Raw genomic sequence first — 12,204 nt, forward strand, 5'->3', positions numbered from 1 at the left:
AGAAGACCTGATGATCAAGATTCAGCGCTCTCCCGACTTCCAGCCAACGGACCGGCTGCGGCTCAACACATTGATCTGGCTGCGCTGGCTGGCCATCGTCGGCCAGAGCATCACCGTTCTGGTCGTCGCCTATGTGCTGAAATTCCCGCTGCCGGTGAGCTTCTGCTTCACGCTGATCGCCTGTTCGGCCTGGATGAACCTGTTCCTGGCCTTCCGCTACCCCGCCGCGCACCGGCTGGCACCGCCGGCCGCCTTCGGCATCCTGGTGTTCGACAGTCTCCAGCTTTCTGGCCTGCTCTACCTGACAGGCGGCCTCACCAACCCGTTCGCGCTGCTGCTCACCGTACCGGTGGTCATCTCGGCGACGTCGTTGCCACAGCGGCTCACGGCAGTTCTCGGTGTACTGGTCGTGGCTGCGGCAACGCTGCTGGTGTTCTTCCACGAACCCCTGCCGTGGTACGAAACCATAACGCTGGTCATGCCCGTTCCTTATGTGGCGGGTGTTTGGGTTGCGGTGCTGTGTTCCATCGCGTTCACCGGCATCTATGCCTTCCGCGTCGCCAAGGAAGCACGTCAGCTGGCCAATGCGCTTGCCGCCACCGAGCTGGTGCTGCAGCGCGAACAGCACCTTTCGGCACTCGACGGCCTGGCCGCCGCGGCCGCACACGAACTCGGAACCCCGCTCGCAACCATCACGCTGGTGGTGCGCGAGATGGAAAAGTCGCTGGGCAAGGATCCGAAGTACCGCGAGGACGTGTCGCTGCTGCGCACACAGAGCGAGCGCTGCCGCGAGATCCTGAAACGCCTGACCAACCTTTCCTCGGAAGGCGAGCCGCTGCTTGCCCAGCTGTCGCTGACTTCGCTGGTGGAGGAAGTGGTGACCCCGCATCGCGACTTCGGCATCAAGATCGACCTGCAGCCAGGCGAGTGCATCGGCACCGAGCCGGTAAGCCGCCGCAATCCCGGCGTGCTCTATGGGCTCGGCAATCTGGTCGAGAACGCGGTCGACTTCGCCCGCTCTTCGATCACCGTGCGTTGGGGATGGAACGATCAGCGCGTGACGCTGTCGATCACCGACGACGGCAGCGGCTTCCCGCCGGAGATCATCGACCGCATCGGCGAGCCCTACATGTCCACCAGGCAAGGAACCGAACGCGGCGGCGGCGGGCTCGGGCTCGGCCTTTTCATCGCCAAGACGCTGATCGAACGTTCGGGCGCGAACATCGAGTTCCAGAATTCGGGCGGCCCCGGCGAAGGAGCCGTGGTGCGCATCGACTGGCCGCGCGAGGTGTTCGTCAATGCAGCGGCGATGCATCCTGCTGGTTTCGATGCGGCGGAATAGCGCAGAAAGCCCTCAAAACCGGGCTGAAAACCGCTCAAAATTGGACAATTACGGCTCAGTCGCTATATCTGGGCCGAAAAAATAAAAAAGAAGGACAAGGACCATCATGAGCGGTGAAGATGCCCAAGGCAGCATGGTGACGGGCGACGATACCTCGCTGTTGATCGTCGAGGACGACAAGCCGTTTCTCACCCGCCTGGCACGCGCCATGGAAGGACGCGGTTTCGTGGTAGAGACCGCTGAAAGCGTCGAGGAAGCGCTGGTGAAGGCGCGCGCCAATCCGCCAGCCTATGCTGTCGTCGACATGCGCCTTGGTGACGGCAGCGGGCTCGACGTGGTTGCCGCCATCCGCGAGAAACGCGCTGATGCGCGCGCCATCATCCTGACAGGCTACGGCAACATCGCCACTGCGGTGACGGCGGTGAAACTCGGCGCCATCGACTATCTTTCCAAGCCGGCCGACGCTGACGATATCTTTGCGGCGCTGACGCGGACCGGCGCCGAACGCGTCGTGCCACCAGAAAATCCGATGTCGGCCGACCGCGTGCGCTGGGAACATATCCAGCGTGTCTATGAAATGTGCGAACGCAACGTTTCGGAGACCGCGCGCCGGCTGAACATGCACCGCCGCACGCTGCAGCGCATCCTGGCCAAACGAGCCCCGCGCTGATTTTTCCGCGAAAATCCTTCTGAACCTGCCATTATTGTCGCAGGCGACGCGGCTTTGCTTGCCGCATCGCCTTGCCTTCGGCATCATTGGTCCAGCCACAACCCGATCCAGAGCATTTCCGTTTTCGCGGAACGGTGGAAACGCTCTAACTTTTTGTTTTACGCAATTCCGGACGCAAAACCGCTACGCATCTTTTGCTGGAATTGGTCAAGGAGCAGACATGGCGAATGACAACCCGCGTCCGATCTCGGTTTTCCGCGAATTCCTGGACGGCGAGGCCGCGGGCGGCATCATCCTCATCGCGGCAGCGGCACTTGCGCTGATCGTTGCCAATTCGCCTTTGGCGGAAACCTATTTCGCTGCACTGCATGCCTATCTCGGCCCGCTCAGCGTGCTGCACTGGGTGAACGACGCTCTGATGGCAGTCTTCTTCCTGCTCGTCGGCCTGGAAATCAAACGCGAGATGCTGGATGGCCAGCTGTCGACCTGGCCGCGCCGCATGCTGCCTGGCATCGCGGCGGCTGGCGGCATGGTCGTACCGGCGCTGGTCTATATCATCATAAACCGGGACAATGCCGCGGCTCTGCCTGGCTGGGCGATCCCGACCGCCACCGACATCGCCTTCGCGCTTGGCGTGCTTTCCCTGCTCGGCAACCGCGTTCCGGCCTCGCTCAAGGTGTTCCTGACGGCGCTCGCCATCATCGACGATCTCGGCGCCGTCATCATCATCGCGCTGTTTTACACCAGCGGGCTGTCGCTCGCTTATCTCGCGGCCGCGCTCGCCGTCATCGTCGTGCTGATCGTGCTCAACCGCATGGGCGTGTTGTCGCTCGTGCCGTATCTCGTGCTCGGTGCGGTACTGTGGGTGCTGGTGCTGAAATCGGGCGTACACGCCACCCTGGCAGGCGTCGCGCTGGCGCTGACCATTCCGCTCAGGGCAACGCCCGGCATCGCGCACGACCTCGAGCATTCGCCGCTGCACCGGCTGGAGCACGCACTGCACCGTTTCGTGCCGCTGATCATCATCCCTATCTTCGGCTTTGCCAATGCCGGGGTTTCGCTCGCCGGCTTCACTCCTGCGACATTGGTCGAGCCACTGACGCTCGGCGTCGCCGCCGGCCTGGTCGTCGGCAAGCTGGTCGGCGTGCTCGGCGCGTCGGCACTGGCGATCAAGCTCGGACTGGCCGACCTGCCGGTGCGGGCCGGCTGGATGCAGATGACAGGCATCGCGCTTTTGTGCGGCATCGGCTTCACGATGAGCCTGTTCATCGGACTGCTGGCCTTTGCCGACAACCCGGCGCTGCAGGATGCGGTCAAGGTCGGCATCCTCGCCGGCTCGCTGGTCGCGGCGCTGGCTGGGGCGGCCCTGCTTCTTGCAGCACCGAGCGTCGCGGATCACGGCGAAGACGAATAAACGCAGAGAAGCCGGCGCTTCATGACGAAGACGCCGGCTTTTCTGAAATCTCTCGTTTCCTTGACCGCGTGGTCGACCTGCTTTGCCGGATTCCGGTCTGGAACCGAGTGCCTAGGCCGGTGCGGTTTCCAGCAACACCGCAACCAGCATGCCGGCCGCCATGAGGGCGAGCACAATCTTCTTCATCAGGTTCATTCGCTTCTCCTTGTTGTAGGCCCTAAGTGGGGCCTGCACAGGCATCCGTCCAGAGGCATGGATGCCGCAGGAATCACAGCTTCAGTGTGCGCAATCTCAGCGAATTGGCAATGACCGACACCGAAGACAGGCTCATCGCCGCCGCCGCCAGCATCGGCGACAGCAGCGCGCCGAACACCGGGTAGAGCACACCGGCCGCCACCGGGACGCCGGCGACATTGTACAGGAACGCGAAGAACAGGTTCTGGCGGATGTTGGCGAGCGTGCCCCTGGCGAGCTTGCGTGCCCGCACGATGCCGGTGAGATCGCCCTTCACCAGGGTGATGCCGGCGCTTTCCATCGCCACGTCGGCGCCCGTGCCCATGGCGATGCCGACATCCGAAGCAGCCAGCGCCGGCGCGTCATTGACGCCGTCGCCCGCCATGGCGACGATGCCGCCGCGACTGCGCAGCTCCTCGATCAGCGCGCTCTTGTGCTCGGGCAGCATGTTGGCGCGTACCTGGTCGATGCCGAGCCGCTTGGCGATCGCCTTTGCTGTCCGTTCATTGTCGCCGGTCGCCATGACCACGGTGATGTTCTCGTCATGCAGGGCGCGGATCGCCTCCGCAGCGGTCGCCTTGATCGGATCGGCAACCGCGACGATGCCAGCCAGCCTACCGTCGATCGCCACATACATCGCCGTCTTGCCTTCGGTCTGCAGCGCCCCGGCACGATCGGCGAAGGCGCCGGCATCCAGGCCGAGTTCCGTCATCATGGCCAGGTTGCCGAGCGCCACCTTGCGGCCGGACACGGTGCCGGAGACGCCCTTGCCGGTGACGGCTTCGAAATCGGCGGCGACTGCGATCTTCAGGCCGCGTTCCTCGGCGCCGCCGACGATCGCCTCGGCGAGCGGATGCTCGGAACCCTTCTCCAGCGCTGCCGCCAGTCCAAGGAGTTCCTCTTCGGACACGCCGTGCGCCGCGATGACATCCGTGAGTTTCGGCTTGCCTTCGGTCAGCGTGCCGGTCTTGTCGACCACCAGCGTGTTGACCGAGGCGAAACGTTCCAGCGCTGCGGCATCCTTGATCAGCACGCCGGCCTGCGCGCCGCGCCCGGTGGCGGTCATGATCGACATCGGCGTCGCAAGTCCCAGCGCACAGGGACAGGCGATGATGAGCACCGACACCGCCGCGACGATGGCGAACACCAGGCTGGGCTCCGGCCCAAACACCGCCCAGGCAATGAAGGCGACAATGGCGACCAGCACGACAGCAGGCACGAAGTAGAAGGACACCCGGTCGGCCAGGCTCTGGATCGGAGCGCGGCTGCGCTGCGCCTTTGCAACCAGCTCGACGATACGGGCAAGCGTCGTCTCCGACCCGACCTTTTCGGCCAGCACGATCAACGAGCCATTCTTGTTGAGCGTGCCGCCGGTCAGCGCATCGCCCTCGATCTTCTCGACCGGCACCGGTTCGCCGGTGATCATCGATTCATCGACGGAGGAACGGCCTTCCAGCACGATGCCGTCCACCGGCACCGCTTCGCCCGGCCGAACGCGCAGGCGGTCGCCGCCCTTGACCTGGTCGAGCGGCACGTCCTTCTCGGAACCATCGGCGCCGAGAAGCCGCGCCGTCTTCGGCGCGAGATCGAGTAATGCCCTGATTGCAGAGCCGGTCTTTTCGCGAGCGCGCAATTCCAGCACCTGACCGAGGAAGACCAGCGCGATGATGACGGCTGCGGCCTCGAAATAGACCGGAACCGCACCACCGTGGCCACGGAACTGATGCGGGAAGATGTCCGGGAACAGCGTTGCGACGACGCTGTAGATATAGGCTGCACCAACGCCGAGCGAGATCAGCGTCCACATGTTCGGGCTACGGTTGACGATCGAGGCCCAGCCACGCTCGAAGAAGGGCAGTGCCGCCCACAGCACCACCGGCGTCGCCAGGACAAGCTCCACCCAGACCGCAGCCTGTTCGCCCAGCCAGTCGCGCAGGAACGGCAGGCCGACCATCGGCCCCATGGTGATGACCAGCAACGGAATGGAGAGTACCGCGCTCACCCAGAAGCGACGGGTAAAGTCGACCAGCTCCGGATTGGGACCTTCCTCGCCCGTCGGCATCATCGGTTCCAGCGCCATGCCGCAGATCGGGCAGGAGCCAGGCTTGTCACGGATGATCTCGGGATGCATCGGACAGGTGTATTGGGTACCCGTGGGCAGCGGCGCGGGCGCCGGCCGGTCGCCGAGATAGGCCTTGGGATCGGTCTCGAATTTCTTCTGGCAGTTTTCCGAGCAGAAATAGAACTTCTCGCCTTCATGGCGCAGGAAATGCCTGGCACTGGCCCGGTCCACATCCATGCCGCAGACCGGGTCCTTGGCGGTGATGAACTCCTCGGGATGCGCTGCGAACTTGCCGCGGCAGCCTTCCGAGCAGAAGTGGAAAAGACGCCCGCCATGCTCCAGGGTCGGCTTGCCGGCTTCGGGTTGACCTCCATGCCGCAGACCGGATCGCGCAGCACAGCGTCGCTCGCAGGTTTGGCGCCCGAACAGCACGACCCATCGCTGGCGTGTTGATGGTGGCTGTGGTCGTGATGCCCTTCATGCGCCTTCGTCATGGCCGAATCCCTTAATTCTTCCGCTTTTGACTGCAGATAGGGCTTCCAGTAACTGGAAGGTCAAGAGCCGAATGATGCGTCGCTTTCAGACCGGCGCGTGCCCATACCCATAGCCGTCAAAACAGGCTATAGACGCCGCCGGAAAGGCGCTGCTGAAGGCCAATGGCGAAGATTCCCCTCAAGCTCGACGAGATCATCGACGGCAGGCAGCTGCGCGAGGAACTGTCGGCGCTGACCGCCGAGACAGGCGGTGACGGCTCGGGCGCGACGGTGCGTACGGCCGTGCTGAAGCTGCTCAAGACCAGGATGGCAGAAGGCCGCAAGGCGGCCGAGCGCATGCTGATGGACGATGGTGGCGGCACTGCCTGCGCAGCACGGCTCTCCCATCTGATGGACGAGATCATCGCCGCGCTCTACGATTTCGCCGTCGGCCATGTCTATCGCGCCAAGAACCCGTCCGCGGCCGAGCGCATGGCGATCGTCGCCGTCGGCGGTTACGGACGCGGCACGCTGGCGCCGGGCTCCGACATCGACCTGCTTTTCCTGCTGCCTTACAAGCAGACCCCCTGGGGCGAGCAGATCGTCGAATACATGCTCTACATGTTGTGGGACATGGGGCTGAAGGTCGGCCACGCCACCCGCAACATCGAGGAATGCCTCAGGCTGTCGCGATCGGACATGACGATCCGTACCGCGGTGCTGGAAGCCCGCTTCGTCTGGGGTGAGAAAGCACTTTGCGACGAGCTGATCACACGCTTCGACCGCGAAGTGGTGCGCAACACAGGCGCCGAATACGCACAGGCCAAGCTGGCCGAGCGCGACGAACGGCATCGCAAGGGTGGCGAGAGCCGCTATCTGGTCGAACCCAACATCAAGGACGGCAAAGGCGGCCTGCGTGACCTGCAGACGCTGTTCTGGATCGGCAAATATTTCTACCGCGAGCGCACGGTGGAGGAACTGGTTGCCCAGGGCGTGTTCACGCGCGACGAGTTCGCCCAGTTCCAGAAGGCCGAAGACTTCCTCTGGGCCGTGCGCTGCCACATGCATTTCCTGACCGGCAAGGCCGAGGAGCGGCTGCATTTCGATATCCAGCGCGATATCGCCGAACGGCTCGGCTACAAGAGCCATCCCGGCCTTTCGGCCGTCGAGCGCTTCATGAAACACTACTTCCTGGTCGCCAAGGACGTCGGCGACCTGACCCGCATCTTCTGCGCGGCGCTGGAGGAAGAGCAGGCGAGCCACGTCTCCGGCTTCAACCGCCTGTTTCTGACCTTCTCGCGCCGCCGCCGCAAGCTGGCCGGGACCGCCGATTTCATCGTCGACAACGATCGCATCAACATTGCCGACAGCAAGGTTTTCGACCGCGATCCGGTGAACCTGTTGCGGCTGTTCTGGTTTGCCGACCGGCACGCGCTGGAGTACCACCCGGATGCGCTGAAGCTTGTGACCCGCTCGCTCAAGCTGGTCGACCGCAACCTGCGCCGCGATCCCGAGGCGAACCGGCTGTTCCTCGACATCCTGACCTCGGACCGCCAGCCGGAACTCAACCTGCGCCGCATGAACGAGGCCGGTCTGCTCGGCAGGCTGATCCCGGATTTCGGCAAGATCGTCGCCATGATGCAGTTCAACATGTACCACCACTACACGGTGGACGAGCATCTGTTGCGCTGCATCGACGTGCTGTCCGAGATCGAACGGGGCGGCGGCGAGAAGATCCATCCGCTCTCGCACAAGCTGATCGGTGAATTGAAGAACCAGCGTGAGGCGCTTTACGTCGCCGTGCTGCTGCACGACATCGCCAAGGGCCGGCCGGAGGACCACTCCGAAGCCGGTGCGAAAATCGCCCGCCGTCTGTGCCCGCATATGGGCCTTTCCGCCACCGACACTGGAACCGTTGCATGGCTGGTGGAAAACCATCTGATCATGTCGATGACGGCACAGACGCGCGACCTCAACGACCGCAAGACAATCGAGGATTTCGCCAATGTCGTGCAGTCGGTGGAGCGGCTAAAAATGCTGCTCATCCTCACCGTATGCGACATCCGCGGCGTCGGCCCCGGTGTCTGGAACGGCTGGAAGGGCCAGCTTCTGCGTACGCTCTATTACGAAACGGAGCTGCTCCTGACCGGCGGTTTCTCCGAAATGTCGCGCGCCGAACGCACGGCTGCGGCGCGCGAGCGGCTGGAGGATGCCTTGTCCGACTGGCCGCAGGAAGAGCGCAAGCGTCTCGTCGGCCTGCATTATGAAAACTATCTGCTCACCGTCGACCTGAAGGATCAGCTGCGTCACGCCGCCTTCGTGCGCGAGGCCGACGCTGCCGGCAAAAAACTCGCCACCATGGTCAAGACGCACGAGTTCGAGGCAGTCACCGAAGTAACGGTGCTGGCGCAGGACCACCCGCGCCTGCTTTCGGTCATCGCAGGAGCATGCGCGGCTGCCGGCGGCAACATCGTCGATGCGCAGATCTTCACCACCGCCGATGGCCGCGCCCTGGACACGATCCTGATCAACCGGGAATTCGACCGCGACGAAGACGAGCGCAGACGCGGGGAACGCGTCGGCAAGCTGATCGAAGACGTCCTGTCCGGCCGCGCCTGGCTGCCGGAGATGATCGAGAAGCGCACCAAGCCGAAACGCGGTGCCAAGACGTTCCGTATCCAGCCGCGCGCCGAAATCCGCAACACGCTGTCCAATCGCTTTTCGGTGATCGAGGTCGAGGGACTGGACCGGCCCGGCCTGCTCTCCGAGATCACCGGCACACTTTCTGACCTGTCGCTCGATATCGCCTCGGCGCACATCACCACCTTCGGCGAGAAGGTGATCGACACCTTCTATGTCACCGATCTGACCAACCAGAAGATCGAGAGCCCGAACCGGTTGAAAACCATCCGCGAGCGGCTGATCGCGACGCTGGAGGGAAATCACGGCGCGCGCGGTAAGACCAAGGCCGCGGCGGAATAACGGTAGAACCCATGCCTCATCGTTTCTTCACCAGTGCCTGGCACAGGACCGCTGCATGAGCCTCGTCAAGAAATTCGCGACAGTTGCCTCGGGCACGCTGATGAGCCGCATCCTTGGCTTCACGCGCGAGATGTTCATGGCCGCCGCACTCGGCACCGGCCCCGTGGCGGACGCGTTCAACGCCGCATTCCAGCTGCCCAACACCTTCCGCCGCCTGTTTGCCGAGGGCGCCTTCAACGCAGCCTTCGTGCCGCTGTTTTCCAAGGAGATCGAGGCTAACGGCATCGACGGCGCCAAGCGCTTCTCCGAGGAAGTCTTCGGCGTACTGTTTTCGGTGCTGTTGGTGCTGACGATCGCCATGGAACTGGCGATGCCGCTGATCGTACGCTACCTGGTGGCGCCAGGCTTCGCCGATATTCCCGGCAAGTTCGACGTGACGGTGCGGCTCGCTACCATCATGTTCCCCTATCTCATCTGCATGTCGCTCGGCGCCATGATGGCGGGCATGCTGAATTCGCTGCGCCGCTATTTCGCGGCCGCGGTGGCGCCGGTGTTCCTCAACATCATCCTCATCGCCGTGCTTGCCTATGCCTGGTACGAAGGCAAGGACGCGCATTATGTCGGTTACGGACTGGCCTGGGGCGTGCTGGCGGCGGGTATCGTGCAACTGGCGATCGTCTGGATTGCGGTTCGCAATGCCGGTATGCGCATCGGCTTCCGGCGACCGCACATGACGCCGAACGTGAAACGGTTGCTGTGGCTGGCGCTGCCGGCGGCAATCACCGGCGGTATCACCCAGATCAACCAGCTGATCGGCACGGCGATCGCGTCCGGCCAGAACAGTGCCGTTTCGTCGCTTGCCTATGCCGACCGTGTCTACCAACTGCCGCTCGGCGTGGTTGGTATCGCGGTTGCGATCGTGCTGCTGCCGGAGCTGTCACGCGCGCTGAAGTCGGGCAACATGGTCGAGGCCGCCAACCTGCAGAACCGCTCGGTCGAATTCACGCTGTTCATGACGCTGCCGGCGGCGGCGGCCTTGCTGGTGCTGTCCGATCCGATCGTACGGCTGCTCTACGAGCGTGGTGCCTTCGCCGCCAACAACTCGACGCCGACGGTGGCCGCAATCCTTGCAATCTTCGGCCTTGGCCTGCCGGCCTTCGTGCTGATCAAGGCCTTCACACCCGGCTATTTCGCGCGTGAGGATACGCGCACGCCGATGATCTTCGCAGCCATTTCAGTGGTGGTGAACGTCGCCTTCGCGCTGACCCTGTTTCCGTCGATGGGCGCGCCGGGCATAGCGGTGGCATCGGCAGTGGCCGGCTGGCTCAACGCCGTCATGCTGCTTGCCGTGCTGATCAGGCGCGGTCACTGGGGGCGTGACATCCCGCTGCTCAAGCGCATCCCGCGATTGGTACTGGCAGCGGTGCTGATGGGTATCGCGCTCTACTTCGGCGAACGCTGGTTCGCCACGGAACTGTCGTCGGCCTCTCATCTGGCCACCAAGGCGCTCGCATTGACCACCCTGTGTGCAGCCGGCGCAGTCATCTATTTCGCGGTCGCGTTCGCCATCGGCGGCGCCGATCTCGGCATGATCCGTCGCAACATCAAGCGCGGCGGCGCCAAGACACCAGCCGCACCGGCCGACATGGAGTGAGACGACCAGCCGATTTTTTAAGGTTTCCCGCATAAGAAGAGCGGGATCGGCCGAGGCACCACAGCCTCGCGCAAAGAGAGCGCGGGCCCATGCAGGACACCAGGCTTCACTATATCGACTGGCTGCGCGTCTCGGCCTTCGGCCTGCTGATCCTCTATCATTCGTCGGCGGCGTTTCTCTATGATCTCGACTGGCTGTTCAACAGCCCGGAGAAGAGCCAGGCGCTGTCGCTGGTGACGCTGTTTCCCCGGGCATGGCGGCTGGCGCTGCTGTTCTTCGTCTCCGGCATGGGTACCTGGTTCGCGTTCCGCTCGCAGACGGCGGTCGAGTTCCTGAAAGGCCGCCTGGTGCGGCTGTTCGTGCCGCTGATCTTCGCCATGTGCGTGATCATCGTGCCGCAGGTCTGGTACGAGCGCCTGCTTGATGGACGCTTCCAGGGTTCGCTGCTGGAATTCTGGGTCCTGCGCTACTTCACCGAGGGCCGTTATCCCACCGGCAATTTTTCCTGGGCACATATGTGGTTCGTCGCCTACCTGCTGGTGATGACCGCGATCTGCACGCCGATCTTCTGGTTCCTCACCCATTCCTCGGGCCGTGGGTTGGCGGACTGGTTCGAACGGACGGCCCGTACGCCGGCCATCTACCTGTTCGTGCTGCTGCCGCTGGTGTTGCATCTGATCTTCCTGCCGTTCTTCCCGCGCGAAACCAACGTTCTCTACAATGACGGTGCCTGGTTCGCGGTCTGGGCAAGCTGGTTCGGCCTGGGTTTCCTGGTCGCCAAGCACCATCAGGCCGTAGTACCGACCGTCGTGGCGAAACGCTGGATCAGCCTTGTCCTCGCCGCTGCCTTGACCGCTCTGCTCTGGCGCTATTCCTGGGTGAGCAAGGCCGCTGGCATCGGCGGCGAAACCGGCGGCATGCAGATGGTGCTCTACAAGGCGCTGACCTTCTCGCTGGCCTGGACGGTGATCCTTGCCGCCATCGGCTTTGCGGCACTCCACCTGAACCGCAGGAGTGCCGCGCTCTCCTGGCTGAATGCCAGGATCTTCCCGCTCTACATCGTCCACCAGACCTTCGTGGTGATGGGGCTGTACTACGTGCTGCCGCTCGACCTGTCGCTGTGGAGCAAACTTGGCCTGGTGGTCGCGATCACCGCCGGCTGGTCGCTGCTTGCGGCCATGCTCGCCGACCTCTGGCCCGCGCCCTATCGTGTTCTGGTCGGCCTGCCGGACCATCGCAAAGCCGGTGCCGGTCGCCGGCGGACGGCAATGGTCGAAGGTTAGCTTTCGTCCCGGGACAGTTCCGCCAAACACCGCCTCTTGAACGCGGAGCGCGCTTCGTCCATAACGCGCCGTCCGAAATTTCGCCGCGCG

Annotated in this window: 7 protein-coding genes and 1 pseudogene; 6 read left to right on the forward strand and 2 right to left on the reverse strand. The window is 63.7% G+C overall.

All coding sequences use genetic code 11. From position 1 onward, the window contains the following. The first annotated feature begins 10 nt into the window (after positions 1–10). From C1M53_RS11215 to nhaA, 3 genes are all read left to right on the forward strand, one after another. Positions 11–1,342, forward strand: coding sequence for an ActS/PrrB/RegB family redox-sensitive histidine kinase (locus C1M53_RS11215; protein WP_129412324.1), 1,332 nt, complete (start codon positions 11–13; stop codon positions 1,340–1,342). 106 nt (positions 1,343–1,448) lie between these two features. Further along, positions 1,449–2,012, forward strand: a complete 564-nt coding sequence (locus C1M53_RS11220; protein WP_129412325.1) for an ActR/PrrA/RegA family redox response regulator transcription factor — start codon at positions 1,449–1,451, stop codon at positions 2,010–2,012. Between the two features lie 220 nt (positions 2,013–2,232). Then, positions 2,233–3,426 carry a Na+/H+ antiporter NhaA gene (gene nhaA / locus C1M53_RS11225; RefSeq protein ID WP_129412326.1) on the forward strand — a complete coding sequence of 398 codons (1,194 nt, stop codon included), beginning with the start codon at positions 2,233–2,235 and terminating at the stop codon, positions 3,424–3,426. 111 nt (positions 3,427–3,537) lie between these two features. On the opposite strand, the gene C1M53_RS32345 is transcribed toward nhaA, so the two are convergent. Beyond that, the gene (locus C1M53_RS32345; protein ID WP_281040925.1) at positions 3,538–3,660 is read right to left on the reverse strand and encodes a hypothetical protein; all 123 of its coding nucleotides are present in this window, start codon (positions 3,658–3,660) and stop codon (positions 3,538–3,540) included. Positions 3,661–3,694: 34 nt separating this feature from the next. Beyond that, positions 3,695–6,216: pseudogene (locus C1M53_RS11235) on the reverse strand (heavy metal translocating P-type ATPase). Positions 6,217–6,378: 162 nt separating this feature from the next. Between C1M53_RS11235 and C1M53_RS11240 the strand changes: the two are divergent. The 3 genes from C1M53_RS11240 (at position 6,379) to C1M53_RS11250 (ending at position 12,114) form a co-directional block, all read left to right on the forward strand. After that, positions 6,379–9,177: a [protein-PII] uridylyltransferase gene (locus tag C1M53_RS11240; protein ID WP_129412327.1), complete on the forward strand. Its 2,799-nt coding sequence runs from the start codon at positions 6,379–6,381 to the stop codon at positions 9,175–9,177. 55 nt (positions 9,178–9,232) lie between these two features. Then, complete coding sequence (gene murJ, locus C1M53_RS11245; protein WP_129412328.1) at positions 9,233–10,831, forward strand: murein biosynthesis integral membrane protein MurJ; 1,599 nt, start codon at positions 9,233–9,235, stop codon at positions 10,829–10,831. 89 nt (positions 10,832–10,920) lie between these two features. Beyond that, positions 10,921–12,114 (forward strand): acyltransferase family protein, encoded by a 1,194-nt coding sequence (locus C1M53_RS11250; protein ID WP_129412329.1) that lies wholly within the window; start codon positions 10,921–10,923, stop codon positions 12,112–12,114. Positions 12,115–12,204: the final 90 nt, after the last annotated feature.

This window comes from Mesorhizobium sp. Pch-S (assembly GCF_004136315.1).
Classification (GTDB): Bacteria; Pseudomonadota; Alphaproteobacteria; order Rhizobiales; family Rhizobiaceae; genus Mesorhizobium.